The 17,034-nt window shown below is 44.9% G+C and carries 17 protein-coding genes; 5 read left to right on the forward strand and 12 right to left on the reverse strand.

Translation table 11 applies throughout. The features are described from left to right. Window positions 1-6: 6 nt before the first annotated feature. Both minD and minE read left to right on the forward strand, forming a co-directional pair. Window positions 7-819, forward strand: coding sequence for a septum site-determining protein MinD (gene minD / locus AC3CH4_RS10960; protein WP_009848498.1), 813 nt, complete (start codon window positions 7-9; stop codon window positions 817-819). A 6-nt stretch (window positions 820-825) separates the two neighbouring features. Beyond that, a complete protein-coding gene (gene minE, locus AC3CH4_RS10965) occupies window positions 826-1,089 on the forward strand; it encodes a cell division topological specificity factor MinE (protein ID WP_010436847.1) in 264 nt (87 codons plus the stop codon). A 113-nt stretch (window positions 1,090-1,202) separates the two neighbouring features. On the opposite strand, the gene rnd is transcribed toward minE, so the two are convergent. From rnd to AC3CH4_RS11005, 8 genes are all read right to left on the reverse strand, one after another. Further along, window positions 1,203-2,321, reverse strand: coding sequence for a ribonuclease D (gene rnd / locus AC3CH4_RS10970; RefSeq protein ID WP_032500282.1), 1,119 nt, complete (start codon window positions 2,319-2,321; stop codon window positions 1,203-1,205). 144 nt (window positions 2,322-2,465) lie between these two features. Next, window positions 2,466-4,160 (reverse strand): long-chain-fatty-acid--CoA ligase FadD, encoded by a 1,695-nt coding sequence (gene fadD, locus AC3CH4_RS10975; RefSeq protein WP_004734190.1) that lies wholly within the window; start codon window positions 4,158-4,160, stop codon window positions 2,466-2,468. Between the two features lie 106 nt (window positions 4,161-4,266). Then, the gene (locus AC3CH4_RS10980; protein ID WP_474356250.1) at window positions 4,267-5,223 is read right to left on the reverse strand and encodes an alpha/beta hydrolase; all 957 of its coding nucleotides are present in this window, start codon (window positions 5,221-5,223) and stop codon (window positions 4,267-4,269) included. A gap of 47 nt (window positions 5,224-5,270) precedes the next feature. After that, window positions 5,271-5,831, reverse strand: a complete 561-nt coding sequence (locus AC3CH4_RS10985; protein ID WP_474356249.1) for a Slp family lipoprotein — start codon at window positions 5,829-5,831, stop codon at window positions 5,271-5,273. A 39-nt stretch (window positions 5,832-5,870) separates the two neighbouring features. Next, on the reverse strand, window positions 5,871-6,176 hold the full coding sequence (locus tag AC3CH4_RS10990) for a hypothetical protein (RefSeq protein WP_017074520.1): 306 nt from the start codon (window positions 6,174-6,176) through the stop codon (window positions 5,871-5,873). Window positions 6,177-6,267: 91 nt separating this feature from the next. Continuing rightward, window positions 6,268-6,969 carry a tRNA (adenosine(37)-N6)-threonylcarbamoyltransferase complex dimerization subunit type 1 TsaB gene (tsaB, locus tag AC3CH4_RS10995; protein WP_048615073.1) on the reverse strand — a complete coding sequence of 234 codons (702 nt, stop codon included), beginning with the start codon at window positions 6,967-6,969 and terminating at the stop codon, window positions 6,268-6,270. A gap of 59 nt (window positions 6,970-7,028) precedes the next feature. Beyond that, a complete protein-coding gene (yoaA, locus tag AC3CH4_RS11000) occupies window positions 7,029-8,957 on the reverse strand; it encodes a DNA repair helicase YoaA (RefSeq protein WP_488542954.1) in 1,929 nt (642 codons plus the stop codon). Between the two features lie 160 nt (window positions 8,958-9,117). Then, on the reverse strand, window positions 9,118-9,318 hold the full coding sequence (locus tag AC3CH4_RS11005; protein ID WP_488518145.1) for a hypothetical protein: 201 nt from the start codon (window positions 9,316-9,318) through the stop codon (window positions 9,118-9,120). A 282-nt stretch (window positions 9,319-9,600) separates the two neighbouring features. Here AC3CH4_RS11005 and purU point away from each other — a divergent pair, with 282 nt between their 5' ends. Further along, window positions 9,601-10,434: a formyltetrahydrofolate deformylase gene (gene purU / locus AC3CH4_RS11010; protein WP_488542955.1), complete on the forward strand. Its 834-nt coding sequence runs from the start codon at window positions 9,601-9,603 to the stop codon at window positions 10,432-10,434. 278 nt (window positions 10,435-10,712) lie between these two features. On the opposite strand, the gene AC3CH4_RS11015 is transcribed toward purU, so the two are convergent. Then, a complete protein-coding gene (locus AC3CH4_RS11015; protein ID WP_017080714.1) occupies window positions 10,713-11,309 on the reverse strand; it encodes a VOC family protein in 597 nt (198 codons plus the stop codon). Between the two features lie 350 nt (window positions 11,310-11,659). On the opposite strand from AC3CH4_RS11015, the gene argS reads away from it, so the two are divergent. Together argS and AC3CH4_RS11025 are read left to right on the forward strand one after the other, a co-directional pair. Continuing rightward, entirely contained in the window at window positions 11,660-13,393 is a 1,734-nt protein-coding gene (gene argS, locus AC3CH4_RS11020; RefSeq protein ID WP_017088029.1) for an arginine--tRNA ligase, read from the forward strand. Between the two features lie 269 nt (window positions 13,394-13,662). Then, complete coding sequence (locus AC3CH4_RS11025; RefSeq protein ID WP_004734200.1) at window positions 13,663-14,091, forward strand: HIT family protein; 429 nt, start codon at window positions 13,663-13,665, stop codon at window positions 14,089-14,091. A 137-nt stretch (window positions 14,092-14,228) separates the two neighbouring features. On the opposite strand, the gene AC3CH4_RS11030 is transcribed toward AC3CH4_RS11025, so the two are convergent. Genes AC3CH4_RS11030 through AC3CH4_RS11040 form a run of 3 tightly spaced genes read right to left on the reverse strand, consistent with a single transcriptional unit; the run spans window position 14,229 to window position 16,951 of the window. Further along, window positions 14,229-14,459 (reverse strand): FeoC-like transcriptional regulator, encoded by a 231-nt coding sequence (locus tag AC3CH4_RS11030; protein WP_017074512.1) that lies wholly within the window; start codon window positions 14,457-14,459, stop codon window positions 14,229-14,231. Further along, a complete protein-coding gene (feoB, locus tag AC3CH4_RS11035; protein WP_372244355.1) occupies window positions 14,456-16,729 on the reverse strand; it encodes a Fe(2+) transporter permease subunit FeoB in 2,274 nt (757 codons plus the stop codon). The genes AC3CH4_RS11030 and feoB overlap by 4 nt, the downstream gene beginning before the upstream one ends. Continuing rightward, on the reverse strand, window positions 16,730-16,951 hold the full coding sequence (locus AC3CH4_RS11040; protein ID WP_004734203.1) for a FeoA family protein: 222 nt from the start codon (window positions 16,949-16,951) through the stop codon (window positions 16,730-16,732). It lies immediately after the preceding gene. Window positions 16,952-17,034 lie beyond the last annotated feature (83 nt).

Raw genomic sequence — 17,034 nt, forward strand, 5'->3', positions numbered from 1 at the left:
AACAGAATGGCACGCATTATCGTTGTAACGTCGGGTAAAGGCGGGGTAGGCAAAACGACCTCCAGTGCAGCTATTGCCTCGGGTCTGGCTTTAAAAGGGAAGAAAACCGCAGTCATCGACTTTGATATCGGTCTACGTAACCTAGATTTAATCATGGGTTGTGAGCGTCGTGTTGTGTACGACTTCGTCAATGTTATCAATGGTGAAGCGACGCTGAACCAAGCGATGATCAAAGACAAGCGTACAGAGAACCTGTTCATTCTTCCTGCTTCTCAAACTCGTGATAAAGACGCACTAACAAAAGATGGCGTTCGTCGTGTGTTTGATGAATTGGATGAAATGGGCTTTGATTTCATCATCTGTGATTCTCCTGCGGGTATCGAGCAAGGCGCTCTGATGGCGTTGTATTTCGCTGATGAAGCGATTGTGACGACTAACCCTGAAGTCTCTTCTGTGCGCGATTCAGACCGAATTCTAGGTATTCTTGATTCTAAATCTCGTCGTTCAGAAGACGGATTAGAGCCAGTGAAAACGCACCTTCTATTGACTCGCTACAACCCAGCACGTGTAACTCAAGGTGAGATGCTCAGTGTTGAAGACGTTGAAGAAATTCTGCACATCTCTCTACTGGGTGTGATTCCAGAGAGCCAAGCAGTACTGAACGCGTCAAACAAGGGTGTTCCGGTTATCTTTGACGAAGCAACCGACGCAGGTATGGCTTACAATGATACTGTAGAGCGACTACTGGGTAGCCAAGTGGACTTCCGTTTCTTAACGGAACAGAAGAAAGGCATCTTCAAAAGACTGTTCGGGGGCTAATACGCAATGTCATTATTAGAGTTTTTTAGACCACAGAAAAAGACAACCGCAAACCTAGCCAAAGAGCGTTTGCAGATCATTGTTGCCGAGCGACGCAGCCATGACGACCCTGCACCGTCATACTTGCCGCAACTGAAAGAAGACATCTTGAAGTGTATTGCGAAGTACGTTGAAGTCGATCCATCAATGGTTGATCTGACATTCGAACATAAAGATGACGACATCTCAGTATTAGAGCTGAACGTTAAGCTTCCAGAAGAAGATCGATAAGTAGAGCCTGAGCTGTGCTTATCAATACTCAATAAAAAAGAGAGCCTAGGCTCTCTTTTTTGTGTCTGAAACTTTTATCTCTAAAGCATTCGTTGCTTACTACAAAACTAAAGTTACTTGATTGCTTTATTTAGCTTCTCGCCAACGACATCTAGGCGCCAACCTTGCATTACATCAGGCAGCTTCTCTGGGTTACGATCGTACTTCCAAATCCAGCTTAACACTTGGTTAAGTTGCTTCTTCGACGCCAAAAACTCAGTCGCTAAACCACTGTGTTGCGATGCTGTTTTCACTTCATCTTTCAACACTTTGAAAAGTTGCTTGTAACCAGGGTAGTCCATTAGACGTTCTACTGGCGCTGGGTACTCTTCTTCTGGCGTATGCTCAGCCAATTTCACGATTGAGCTGATCTTCGCACCATGGCGACGTACAGAGCGGTAATCAAACCCTTCCTGCTCCATATGCTTAGGATCTTTCATCGCGAAACGAGCTACGGCCCATAGGTCTTGTTCTTTAAAAACAAAGTTCAACGCTAAATCACGCTTAATCGCTTCTTTTAAACGCCAAGTTGCTAGAGGTCTTAAAATCGCTAGCTGTTGAGGTTTTAGCTGCCACGCGCCTTTAATATCAAGGTAAGCGTTGTCTGGGTTTGCTTTACGGATGCGCTTAGCCACTTGTAAGTCAGACTCTTGTTGCGCCGCTTCCCACCAGCCTGCTTCCATCACTTTTTCGAGAAGCTTGTTGTACATTGGCATCAAGTAGTGAACGTCTGCCGCTGCATAGTCGAGTTGCTTTTGAGAAAGCGGACGCGCTAGCCAGTCAGTACGAGATTCACTCTTATCTAGGTCAACACCTACAAACTCAGAAACTAGAGCCGCAAAGCCAGTTGAAAGACCGTGACCTAAGAAGGCTGCCATGATCTGCGTATCAACCATTGGTGTTGGCGTACAGCCAAATGCGTTCTGGAATACTTCTAGATCTTCGCCACACGCATGTAACACTTTCAGTACTGAAGTGTCTTTCAACAGCCCAACAAACGGGGTCATTTCATCAAGAGCAATAGGATCAATCAGTGACAGCGTTTCACCATCAAATAACTGAATTAAGCCTAATTGAGGGTAATAGGTTCTTGTACGAACGAACTCTGTATCAAGCATAACAACATCGGCTTCACGTGCTTGTTGGCAAACTCGCTCAAGGTCTTTAACTTGGGTAATGATTTGATAATCCACAAAAACTCTCACTGATTTTACTTTGATCGCCGGATACAAAAATGCCGACATTAACTGCCGGCATTCTAACACCATTTTTCAGCGCTCGCTTAGATTAAGCGCTGCTATGGCTTGTGGTGCATCATCTTCTCGTAAATGAGCTCGTTACTCGCTTGCGCGTTTGGCAAGCTCTGCGTCGTTTTCTTCACGAAGCACTCGGCGCAAGATTTTGCCTACATTGGTTTTTGGTAGTTCTTCACGGAACTCAATCAATTTAGGGATCTTGTAGCCAGTTAGGTGTTCACGACAGTGCGCGATAATGTCTTCTTTGGTTAGGCTAGGGTCACGTTTTACCACGTAAATCTTAACCAGCTCACCAGACACTTCATGAGGTTGGCCGATAGCCGCAACTTCTAACACTTTGCCATGCAGAGCCACTACGTCTTCAATCTCGTTCGGGTAAACGTTGAAGCCCGACACTAGAATCATGTCTTTCTTACGGTCTACGATGTACAACAAGCCTTCGTCATCAAACTTAACGATATCACCAGTCGATAACCAACCGTCTTGGTCGATCACTTCTTTGGTCGCTTCTGGACGTTGCCAGTAGCCTTGCATCACTTGAGGACCACGAACCTGCAATTCACCCACTTGGTCATTACCAACCACTTTACCTTCATCATCAACAATACGAACTTCTGTTGAAGGTACTGGTAGGCCGATTGCACCTGTGTAGTCTTTCAGATCATATGGGTTACCCGTGACCAAAGGAGCACATTCGGTTAAACCATAGCCTTCAAGTAGGTGGACACCTGTCGCTTTCTTCCATTGCTCAGCAACAGCGCGTTGAACCGCCATACCACCGCCAACAGATAAACGCATATTACTGAAATCCAACTCGTGGAAATCTTCGTTATTGACTAGCGCATTGAATAAGGTGTTTACGCCAGTAATCGCGGTAAATGGAACCTTTTGCAGCTCTTTAATAAAGCCAGGAATGTCACGAGGGTTAGTAATCAGAAGGTTACGACCACCCATCTCAACAAACAGTAAGCAGTTCACAGTCAGTGCGAACACGTGGTAAAGCGGCAATGCCGTTACGACTAATTCACGGCCTTCTTGCAGAACAGGGCTATATGCCCCTTTCGCTTGAAGTACGTTCGCAATCATATTGCGGTGCGTTAGGATTGCGCCTTTCGCTACGCCCGTTGTACCACCTGTGTACTGTAGGAATGCGATGTCATCGCCAGCCATAAATGGCTTCACATACTGTAGGCGACGGCCTTTATGCAGCGCTTTTCTGAATGAGATAGCACCCGGCAGATCGTACTTAGGCACCATGCCTTTTACGTATTTCACTACGAAGTCGACAATCGTACCTTTCGCTCGTGGCAGCATTTGCCCCAAGCTGGTTAGCACAACGTGTTTAACCGGAGTTTTATCAACGACTTTCTCTAGTGTGCTCGCAAAGTTAGAAACGATAACAATCGCCTTTGCGCCAGAGTCATTCAATTGGTGTTCAAGTTCACGAGGCGTGTACAGTGGGTTGACGTTCACTGCAATCATACCTGCACGCAGTACACCAAAGAGTGCAATTGGGTATTGCAGCAAGTTTGGCATCATAAGCGCGACACGATCGCCTTTCTTCAGTTTTAGATCATTCTGCAAGTAAGCGGCAAAAGCACGACTGCGCTCTTCAAGCTTACGGAATGTCATGATAGACCCCATGTTCTCGAATGCTGGTTGGTCTGCGTACTTCTGTACCGACTGTTCGAACATTTCAATAAGAGATGGGTACTGATCTGGGTTGATCGTCTCTGGTACGTCACTTGGATAACGTGAAAGCCAAGGTTTGTCCACTATGTTACTCCTCGTTTATCAGCTGACGACTGCTTCGCCGCTTTTTATCATTGCGGTATTACAGCACAGCTTTAGTGCATGAGCACTAAAAGGCTCAAACACTTGTTTAAATTTTGTTAACTACACCAAGAATTAGCTCTGAAACTAGCTCTGGGCTCTCTAAATGGCAATGATGTCCGCCAGGAACAGTCTCTATATTCAGAGAACTATGGGCTGATTTGTAGCGATTATGCTGCAAATGTCGGAATCCATCATTTCCTAAAACTATTAATTGAGGGCATTCAATAGCCGCCATGATCGCTTCAGCATGCGCTTGTGACATTCGATATAACGAGTCACATTTTAGGTTAGGGTCGCATCGCCATTGCCAACAGTTATCGAACTCGGCAATACCTTGATCATTAGTCGCCTGACCAAAAGCAACTTGATCTACTGTCGTTTGATCAAAAGCAGCTTGAGTAACAACAGCTCGATCAACAGTACCTAGCTCAACGATTCCTCGTTCAACAATAGGAGCAATAAGTTCTGCTTTGATTTGATTGGCGTGAGCTCTCAGCTTAATAGCATCCTCAAGACTTGCCAGAGGACGTGAAGGCTTTCTTCGCTGTCGAAGACGACTGAGTACCCCATCTCTCAAACGAGAGACTGTTTCGTGGGGAGCTTCTGAAAGAGGTCCATGACCTTCAATTTGAATTAATCCTGACACCTTTTCAGGAAAGGCGGCACTATAGCAACTTGCGATCAATGCACCAAGTGAATGTCCTACCAGTACCAGTCTGTTTGGCGATAATTTAGTCACCAACTGATGCAAATCATCAATATAGTCGTGAAATGGGTAATAACTCCCCGGCTTATGCGACGAGAAACCGTGTCCGAAGAGATCGATAGCAACGAGGTGAGTATCTGGAGAAAGCTTGGCTATTTGCGGCATAACCTGAGTGAAACTTGCAGAATTATCTAGCCAACCATGAATAAAAACGACCGTCGTTGCGGTCGTTTTCGGGTTGCCAATCTGTTGTGTTGCAAGCGTCCCGCTCGCAAGGGAATATGACTTTTCAATCATTGATTGTATGGTGTCCCTATCGTTTAGTGTGTCGATCTCAGGTTCGACTATTCCACATCTTGAATCACACGACCTGACTTAGGCATGGTTTGAAAGCTGCGACAATGCAAACTGCGGCAAGAGTAATAGGTTGGCGCAAAGTCGTTGATGACCACTCGCTCGGTGATCTGCCATAAGCGTTGGTTGTAGACATTCATGACTGGGAAGGTATAAGGATATTCACCAACGGTGCCATCTTCCGTGCCATTTGATGTTCCAACCAAGGTGATTAAACGGCCTTCAGCAAAGCTCAAAGGTTCTACATAACCATCAATGTAAGCGACAAAGCGCCCTTTTGGCTCGGCATCAATATCTGGCTTACCGCTGCTTGAGATCGGCATGTTAACCACTTCAACACGAGTCTTATCTTGTAAGTTAGTGACTTTAGCTATCACACCACCTAAGCGAACATCACCAGCGTCTGGCACTGTGTTTACCCACTCTTGGTAGTCCGTCACGACTTGTTCAGAGTTTGCATTAAGTTCTTCAGGCAAAGAGGAGCAGCCCATCACCATCGAAGAGAAAGCGACAAGGAAAAATAAGCGAGATTTAGAAATGAGAGAAAACATAATGCTGGTCCTTAGAACAGGATAAATAAAAGCACAAAGCTAGATATAAATATCGACCCCAATAAGCTTCGCAAGTTCCTCTTTTTTAGCTTGATTCATCACATCCATATACTCTTCCATCGCACGTCGTCCACGCCCTTCTGGAAGATCATATTGAACCTGAGCTTTGTGAATCTCAGATTCTTTGACTTGGCGAATGGAATGCGAGACAGCATTCGCGACCTTAGTTGGCTGACCAACTGAGGTTTTTGCATCGCCTTTTTTTACCTCGTTCTTTTTATTGGTTCGATTGGTTTTGGATGTGTTGCCTATCGAAGAAGGAGGTAAGCCGTTTATTGAAACCATGCTTAAGGAATTTTGTACCTAATTTTAATGATTTTGTATCTGTTTTAATTTTGGCTCTGCAAAGTGAATGCAGAACCAAAATAATACGTATTTACTCGCGACCTGGCAGTTTCTTCCACGTCACTTTGTCACGCAGGTAAACTGGCTCAGACTCTTCAGCTGCAACCGCTTTGCCTTCTGCATAAGCAAATTGAGCAAGGAACGCCATATCTTGCGCTTCTGGGAACAGCACTTCACACGCTTTGGTGTTGATCGCTAGTGTGTCCATATGCTCTGCATACGCTTCCCACCCTGTGCCGACTTTTGCCCATGTCTCAGAATCCGCTTCAAGCTGCGCAGCCAATTCGCTTGGTGGTGTAACACACTCAGCATCAACTGCAGTCCAACGACCATCTTGTTCACGGCTGTAACGAGCCCAGTATACTTCACTCATGCGAGCATCAATCGCTGTTGCTACGTGAGTTTCACCAAATTTACGGTAGCTGCCTTGCGCCATCGCTGCCAGTGTAGACACACCGATCATCGGTAAATCAGCACCAAAAGCCAAGCCTTGAGCAATACCGATACCAATACGCACACCCGTGAAACTGCCTGGGCCTTGGCCAAACGCGATTGCGTCAATATCGGTTAAAGCGACATTCGCTTCTTTCAGTACTTCATCAACCATAGGTAGAATTTTTTTCGTATGGTCTCGAGGAGCCTCTTCGCTACGTGCGAACACCTGGTCACCCATTACTAGTGCAACTGAACAGTTTTCAGTTGCGGTATCTACTGCAAGAATTTTCGCGCTCATTCGTGTCTCAAATATTCGTTATCTAATCTAAAAATAATGGCTAAGCTCAACAATGCCAATTACTCAGCAGCGGTTGAATGGTCTTTAGCTAAGAATTCTTTAATAATCCCTAAGTCACGGGTACGTGGGATAGGCGGTAAACTCGCCAAAAACACACCACCGTAATCGCGGGTTACCAAGCGGTTATCGCAAATAATCAAAGCGCCATTATCACGCTTATCACGTATTAATCGGCCAACACCTTGTTTCAAGGTAATCACTGCGTCTGGTAACTGTACTTGTGCAAAAGGATCACCCCCTTTTAGCTTACAGTCCTCGATTCGAGCCTTAAGTAACGGGTCGTCTGGGGCGGTAAAGGGTAATTTATCGATGATAACACAGCTTAATGCGTCGCCCCTAACATCTATACCTTCCCAGAAGGCACCAGTGGCCACCAGCAATGCGTTACCTAACTCCATGAATTCGGCTAAGGTTTTTTGCTTACTTGTCTCACCTTGTAACAGAACTGGAACCGAGAGCGTTTCACGGAATCGCTCCCCCAACTCTTTCATCATGCTGTGTGAGGTGCACAAGAAGAAACAGCGACCTTGGTTTTGCTCAATCACAGGGGTCAACATTCTTACTAGCTTATCCGCTAAGCCCGGGCTATTTGGTTCGGGAAGATAGCGAGGTACACACAAACGCGCCTGATTCGGATAATCAAAGGGGCTCGGCAATGAAAACTGTGCTGACGGTTTTAACCCGAGTCGAGAGGTGAAATGGTCGAAATCATCCGACACCGCTAGCGTTGCTGAAGTAAACACCCAAGCACCCGGTTTAAGCTCGATTTGTTCGTGGAATTTATCGGCAACCGAAAGAGGCGTGATGTGCAAAGCAAAGTGTCGTGGCGTGGTGTCATACCAATAAGAATAACCGGTAATCGACACGTCACATACACGTTCAATGCGCAATTTGATCATAGTGGCACGTTCAAAAGCCGTGTCTAATAACTGGCTTCGACCCAATGCTAATTTCAATACATCCACAGCCAGCTGCAACGCATCTTGTAAACGCACTAGCTCTCTCGCGATCGACTCTGACTTCAATGCCTCACGCCAGTTACCGCGAAATCCTGTGTCGCCGAGCACAATACGTAGATCGGCTGACGATTGAATCAGCCTCTCGCCAACCTTTTGCAACTGACGCATGTCTTTGGCTTCAGTGCGGTAAGCAATTTCAATGTCTTTAGCTAGTTCTTGGATTTGTCGGCTTGATACTGATTGTCCGAAGTACTGACTGGCGATATCTGGAAGTTGATGCGCTTCATCGAAGATAAACACATCAGCCTCTGGAATAAGCTCACCAAACCCGGTTTCTTTAATCGCTAAATCCGCAAGAAACAGATGGTGGTTTACTACGACCACATCCGAATCCATCGCTTTTTTGCGCGCTTTCAGCACAAAGCAATCGGTGTAGCTTGGGCATTCTTTACCTAAGCAGTTGTCGTTGGTTGAGGTAATAGTTGGAATAACTGGGCTATCTTCAGCAATGTCATCACAATCGCCTAAGTCACCAGTTTGAGTCGCCGAAGACCAACTGCGCACTTTCACCAACTGCGCTAACAATGTTGGATCGGTATGAGTGCCATGACTTTCGATCATCTGGCGGCTCAAGCGGTCTAAACACAAATAGTTTGAACGACCTTTCAGCAGGGCAACCTGACCATAAAAGCCAAGCGCATCAACCATTAATGGTAAATCCCGATGGAACAGCTGCTCTTGAAGGTTTTTAGACCCCGTACTGATAATAGTTTTCTTACCACTTAGCAGCGCTGGCACGAGGTAAGCAAACGTCTTGCCGGTACCTGTCCCCGCCTCAACAACCAGTTGGCTTTGTTGCTCAATGGCTTGTGAGACCGCTTCAGCCATATCCAGCTGAGCTTGTCGTGGTTGAAACCCAGGGATCGCTTTACCCAGAGCACCATCAGCAGAAAACGTTTTAGATATCATAGAGTACGTGGTTTAGAAAAATAGAAGGCGAATTATGGCAGGTTTAGTGAGCCGGCGCGAATCAGAAATGACTGCGCACCGGAGGTGTCTATCGAATAGAACATGGCAGGCTAAGTCCTTCTTACCAACCTAGCCCAAAACAAATGAAAGGGTTGTTTAACTACTTTCGATTCAAATAACGAGATAACCAAGGCGCACCAGAAAAACCGGAATCACTTGGTTGCATAGCTTTAACAGCATCAGTCGGAGAGGCCTTGTTTTCCCACATTTCATCAAGAACGTTGCCGTCCACCTGAACATCACCCACTAATGAATTTACACGCTTACAATACAACTTTTTCGCTAGTAACTCTTTATCCATAAATGATCACCTATGCATGGCTGAAATGTTGGCTCGCTCTAGTGAAACTTGACCGAGAATATCGGTTAAAACCGTCAGAAATCTAACCTCTACCTGAATTTATTAAGCTTCTCAATTTATTAATCCCCTAAATGAACGGTAGATTTTGTTGAAACCAAATTGATAATAGATTAATTATAACGGTGATATTGCGGCTCAGTTCACCGTTCGACGGCCTGCATTAAATTTGAAGAATCCCGATTTCATATAATAAGTGCAACATTTCATGGAAGTAAGATGCAAATGGAAAGAAAAACTTTATTAACACATTGTACTGACGCCCCAGGCCTCATCTCAAAGATCACCAACATTTGTTACAAGCACCAACTCAATATTATTCACAACAATGAGTTCGTTGATAACACTAGCGGCCACTTCTTTATGCGTACCGAGCTAGAGGGTTACTTCAATGACGAAACCTTGCTTGCCGATTTAGACCAAGCGCTGCCAGAGAATGCGAAACGTAAGCTGATGGGCTCTTCTCGTAAGCGTGTCGTGATACTCGTGACTAAAGAAGCTCACTGCCTTGGCGATATTCTAATGAAAAACTTTGATGGCAGCTTAGATGTCGAAATCGCAGCGGTGGTTGGCAACTACGATACTCTGCAAAGCTTAACCGAGCGTTTTGATATTCCTTATCATCATGTTTCTCACGAAGGATTAAACCGTAAAGAACATGAGAAGAAGATGCTTGAAGTGATTGACCAGTACGAGGCGGACTATCTGGTGCTTGCTAAATACATGCGAGTGCTGACTCCGGGGTTTGTTGAAAAGTACAACCACAAAATCATCAACATTCACCACAGCTTCTTACCAGCATTCATTGGTGCTAAACCATACCAACAAGCTTATGAGCGCGGCGTAAAAATCATTGGCGCAACAGCGCACTTCGTGACAAACGATCTCGATGAAGGGCCAATCATCAAGCAAGACGTGATTCCAGTGGATCACAACTTCAGTGCGAAAGACATGGCTCAAGCGGGTCGTGACGTAGAGAAGAACGTGTTGAGTAAGGCTTTAAACAAAGTGATCAATGATCACGTGTTTGTTTACGGTAACAAGACTGTGATTCTGTAAGTCGCTTATTTAAGTAATACTTCCAGTTAGAACCCAATAAAAAACGCGCAACAGGGTTAACCCATTGCGCGTTTTTTGTATCTGGTGATTAGACTAGCTTTTAGAGATTCCCAACTACGCTCCTTCGTCGCTGTCGGGAATGACGGTATTCTTCAATAGCAAAACTTCTACTCTCAAAAACGTCAATCCACGAATCATTGCGAGGCACAAATCCGAACTCGTCATTCCGACGAGCCTAGGCGAGATCAGGAATCTATCCCAGCAATTCTCTACCCAAATTAAGCCTGTTCAGACTCTACAATCTTCTTCAAAGAGTGTGGATGCAGCTTGATGCAAATACCTTGATGCTTAAAAGCTACCGTTGGGTTATTCAAACGTTCACCCTCGCCTTTCGGGCTAGAGAGTTTTATCTTAATACCTTGCTCTGCCAGAGTTTCGAACTTAGCAGCGAACTGCGGGTAAGTTTCTTTAAGATCCGCTAGGTACTCATCAGCCGTTTGCGCGTGAGAAGGAATAACAAACTCGACATGTTCCCAATCTTGGCTTGGATAAATTTTACCTTCTGCTGGATATGGCAACTCTAAGCACTCAATCTTCCAACCAAGGCTTTGCAATGGCTCATCGAAAGCCAACACCACAATTGGACGGCCATTGATCATCGCTTCTGAAATCGTAGAGCCATATTCAGACCAAGCCAGATGAGCTGATTTCGCAAGCTCAGTTTCATTGATTCTTAATGCAATATGATCCGCTTGAGCAAAGCTTAAATCTAAACCCAATGCATTTCCTAGGTTCTCAATTTTCGCCATAAACGTATCAAGGCGCGCAATCATTTGTTGTGGTTCTAGTTCGGCTTGCTTCAGGCTCATCGTCATTGTCTTTGTTCTCCAAATAATGGCTGCATGGTATCAGTTTTACTTTCAGCAACAAGCGTTGCTTTTACAAAAAAACGTTCAAAAAGTACGGTGTCTTACTTTCCTAAATAGACAAACTTGGCTTGGTCAAAGTCGATTGTCAAAAACCCCTCAGGAAATGTTAATTTTCTATCAATTCGACCTATAAGAAACCCCACAAAATTGGTATGATTAACGCCATTTTTGTGAACTTAAACAGAGTCTGTTGTTCATTTCGGCATTAAATCGTTAACTCGAAGCATAATTAACCAAATTTAATACCCACGAAATAACGGCCACTCTTATTCATCCTTGAATTGAAGGAAACGCGTGTGAATATCCAAGCACTGATTAATGACAAAGTATCTCAGGCTCTAGAAGCCGCTGGCGCACCTGCAGGCTCTCCTGCGGCTGTTCGCCAATCTGCAAAACCACAATTTGGTGACTACCAAGCAAACGGCGTTATGGGTGTTGCTAAACGACTAGGCACCAACCCACGAGAATTTGCTCAAAAAGTATTGGACGTTCTAAACCTAGACGGTATCGCTTCTAAAGTTGAAATCGCAGGTCCAGGTTTCCTAAACATCTTCCTAGATGAAGCATTCCTAGCACAACAAGCAGACGCAGCACTGGCTGACTCTCGCCTTGGTGTTACAGCAGCTGAAGCACAAACAATTGTTGCTGACTACTCAGCACCAAACGTTGCAAAAGAAATGCACGTTGGTCACCTACGTTCAACGATCATCGGTGATGCTGTTGTTCGTACACTAGAGTTCTTAGGCCACAAAGTTATCCGTGCTAACCACATTGGTGACTGGGGTACTCAATTCGGTATGCTTATCGCAAACCTTGAGCGCATCCAAGCTGAAACTGGCGAAGTTTCAATGGAACTTTCAGATCTTGAGCAGTTCTACCGTGAATCTAAAAAGCTTTACGACGAAGACGAAGAATTCGCAGTGAAAGCACGTGGCTACGTAGTGAAACTGCAAAGCGGCGACGAATACTGCGCTGAAATGTGGAAAAAGCTGGTTGACGTAACCATGGTTCAAAACCAACGTAACTACGATCGCCTGAACGTATCACTGACACGTGATGATGTAATGGGTGAAAGTATGTACAACCATATGCTTTCAAACATCGTTTCTGACCTACAAACACAAGGTCTAGCAAAAGAGTCTGACGGCGCACAAGTTGTATTCCTAGACGAATACAAAAACAAAGATGGCGACCCGATGGGCGTTATCGTGCAAAAACGTGACGGTGGCTTCCTATACACCACCACCGATATTGCCTGTGCTAAATACCGTTTTGAAGAACTTGGCGCAGACCGCGTACTTTACTTCATTGACTCTCGTCAGCACCAACACCTAATGCAAGCTTGGACTATCGTTCGTAAAGCGGGTTATGTTCCTGAGTCTGTCTCTCTTGAGCACCACGCATTCGGCATGATGCTAGGTAAAGATGGTAAGCCATTTAAAACTCGTGCAGGCGGTACAGTACGTCTTGCTGATCTTCTGGACGAAGCAGAAGTGCGTGCAACTCAGCTGATTGAGTCTAAAAACCCTGAGCTAGCAGAAGACGAGAAGAAAACCATCGCAAACACAGTTGCAATGGCGGCGGTTAAATACGCAGACCTTTCTAAGCACCGTACTACTGATTACGTGTTCGACTGGGAAAACATGCTGGCATTTGAAGGTAACACGGCACCGTACATGCAGTACGCGTACACTCGTGTCGCTTCAATCTTTGCTAAAGCAGGCATTTCTATGGACTCTCTTGAAGGTGAAATCAAAATCACTGAAGAGAAAGAGAAAGCACTTATCGCGAAACTCCTACAATTTGAAGAAGCGGTACAGTCTGTTGCTCGTGAAGGTCAACCGCACATCATGTGTAGCTACCTGTTCGAACTTGCTGGTCAATTCTCTAGCTTCTACGAAGCGTGCCCTATCCTTGTGGCTGAAGATGAAACAGTTAAACAGAGCCGCCTGAAGCTTGCTGCACTGACAGCTAAGACTATCAAGCAAGGTCTGTCTCTTCTAGGTATCGAAACTCTAGAACGCATGTAATTCCCTTCGGGTTACAATGAATAAATACAAAGGTTGATGTGAGAGCATCAACCTTTTGTTTTATCTAACGTATACTGATACCAATCGTAGTAAATAACTAATCATCCTAGCTGGTTAAAACGCTCGATAACTGCGTTAGAATTTTTGATTGTAGAATAACTACTTATCAAAAAAATCTGCCTTGTTCTCAAACCTTTTTCCTGCGCTATTTCTGATCATTTACTTACTGTGATCGGTATGACCTCAAGAAATCGAAATGGACAATAATAATGAGCTTTGAACTTCACCCACAGTTAGCAAAAGACACCACGCTTATTGGCGAATTTCCACTAAGCTTGGCGCTGCTAAGCAAAGACAGTGCTGTGCCTTGGGTTATCTTGGTACCAAAACGTGCCAACCTAAAAGAACTGCATCATCTACCAATGAAAGAACAGCAGCAGTTCTTGCTTGAGTCTCAAGCGGTAAGCCAAGCATTAGAAGCGACATTCCAACCAGACAAGTTAAACCTAGGCGCGCTGGGTAACATGGTGCCACAACTGCACATTCACCATATTGCACGTTTCAAAGACGACATAGCGTGGCCAGGTCCAGTATGGGGCAACACCAAAGGCGAACAGCGCAGTGAAGAAGAACAAGCCGCAATCCATACTCGCATTCAAAACGTTTTATCGCTGAGCTCTATCTTCAAGAAAGCGTAATTCGAGTTCATCTCATTACGCTTTAAAGCAAGGCTGTTCAGAAAAGACACATGACAAAAAGCCGCTCATCTAAAATAGGTGAGCGGCTTTTTTATTGTCTAATCTCGCCGTTTTCAACGAGAGTATGAAGCTCTGAACTACATCATCACATTCAGTGACAAACCATCTTGTTTGCTGATGGTGTAACGAATACGTGTTGTATGTCCATGCTTGTTGGTATCGATCAAGCGAGATATCTTACCTTTCTTGACCCACACACTCAGCATCGCATCGACACCGTCTTCGCTCATTCCAAACTTAGACGCGAGTTCACTACGAGCAGCAACACCTTCGTTATCAATGTATTGATGAAGTTCAGTTAAAATCATACTACTTGCACCTCTAGCGCTTTTTGCTTACTGCCGATTTTCTTGAAGACGCGATACGTCACCACAAAACCACCAGCAATTGCCACCATCCACACAGCACTACTCACTGGGTGTACTGCGAAATTTGCTGCTTGGTAGTAGAAGGTTGCACCGAAGTAACCAAGAGCCATTGTCCACACCGCAATGAAGCGGGCAAACGTCTGACCAAACTCACGAACATAAGCGCCCATCGCAGCAACACAAGGTGTGTAAAGCAGGATAAGAATCAAGTAAGCAAACGCAGCGTGGCCTGATACAAACTTGTCTTTCAAGTTACCAAAGATCGAAGTATCAACCTCTTGATCTGCAGCCACAGAGCTTGAGTCAGACAAGTCGCCCACTTCAATGCCTAATGGATCTGAATAGCTCAAACCAGCTAGGTTTTCAGGAATTGTCATCACGGCTTCTTGCAAACTTGCTGCTAAATCGAATTCAGCCGCTTCTTCGTCTGATGGCGTCGTGTACAAGCTATTTAATGTACCGACAACCGCTTCTTTCGCAAAAATACCCGTAATAATACCAACCGTTGCAGGCCAGTTCTCTTCTGTAATACCAATCGGTTGGAATACAGGCGTCACGACTTGTGCCGCTTTAGATAACACTGAATTCTCGCTGTCTTCGTTACCAAAACTGCCGTCCATACCTAATGAATTCAGGAAGCTAAGAATAGCCACAACCATTACGATGGTTTTACCTGCGCCAAGCACGAAACGTTTCAGCTTCTGCCAAGTTTTCAGCATCACGTTTTGCACGGTCGGCAACTCGTAATCCGGCATCTCCATAACCAAGCTATCACTGCTACCAGGATAGATAGTATTTTTAAGGAATAAGCCCGTAAATACAGAAGCAACAATACCCATGATGTACAGAGCGAATACTACATTTTGTCCCGCACCAGGGAAAAACGCAGCTGCGAATAGTGCGTATACTGGCAAACGAGCACCACATGACATAAACGGAGCCATTGATGCTGCCAGTTTACGTTCACGCTCTTGGTCAAGAGTACGAGTTGCCATGATTGAAGGTACGTTACAACCAAAACCAAGTACTAACGGAACAAACGCTTTGCCCGGTAAACCAATCTTCTGCATCACTTTATCAAGTACAAATGCTGCACGAGCCATGTAACCCGAGCTTTCTAATACCGCTAAGAACAAGTAAAGCGCGGCAATAACCGGAATAAAAGTCGCAACCGTTTGAATACCACCGCCGATGCCATCGGCAAGAATGGTGACTAGCCAAACCGGTAAATGGCCATCTAATAAGTGGTGTCCACCATCAACTAATATTGCGCCAACACCAATATCAAAGAAGTCGATAAACGCACTACCGATATTGATAGAGAACATGAACATTAGGTACATGATGACGAAGAAGAAAGGAATACCGACCCATTTATTCAAAATGAATTGGTCTGCTTTCTCAGTAAAGTTACGGCTTAGTTTACCTTCACTGCGACGAACACGTTTACAAAGGTCATGTAAGAAAGTGTATTTAGCGTCAGCAACAGCAAGGTCAATATCGAAATCGGCACCTAGGCGCACACTGTCGATTTGAGTACGAGTTTGAGGAGCCAATCCGTTCAATACTAAGTAATCATTTTCTAAAGCACGAATAGCCAGAGCTCGGTGAGATACGTCAGCATCATCAAATTGTGACTCAACAGAAGGGATAAGAGCTTCTAACGCGGCATCGTAATCAATAGAGATAGGATCAAGACTCACACCTTGAACAAGCAGTTTATGCAGACGCTCTTTAAAACGTGCAACTTGGCCTTTGTCGTTTGCAGACAAGCTTAAAACTGGACAGCCAAGCTCTTTCTCTAGCGCTTTAAGGTTAATCACCTGACGCTCACGCTTTAATACATCCATCTTGTTCAATACAACGATCATTGGGCGACCCAACTCTCGTAATTGTAATGTCATGTATAAGCTTCGTTCTAAGCAGCTTGCATCTACAACATTGATGATCACATCTGCAGGGTGAGTTAGCACAGCACGAGACGCGATAGATTCATCGATACTGTTCGCATCATTACCACTGTCTAGTGCGTAGATACCCGGTAAATCCGTTAGCTGAAACTGATCACCAGCGTGCGAATACAAACCCGTCTTCTTTTCTACGGTTACACCAACCCAGTTACCAACGTGCTGCTTAGCACCAGTTAAGGCGTTAAATAATGTTGTTTTACCACTATTCGGGTTACCAACGGTAAGAACTTGATAATCCATTTAGATAACCTCGATTTGTTCTGCAATGCTTTCACGAATGGCGATAGAAACACCTCTCACCTCCACTTGAAGTGGATCACCCATCGGCGCACGACGGATTAGCGTCACCTCAGTTTTTGGCAACATGCCCATAACCATAAGTTTTTTTCTAACGTCCGGTGTTAAGCCTGTTAGTGCAACAATAGAAGCCGCTTTTCCTTGCTCGAGTTGTGAGAGTTTCATAAATGCCCAATTCGTGACTGATAATGAGAAAGATTGTTATTACCGCCATGATACACATACATGACCACAATTCCATTGTGTGA

The organism is Vibrio sp. QJM3NY_26 (genome assembly GCF_057786005.1).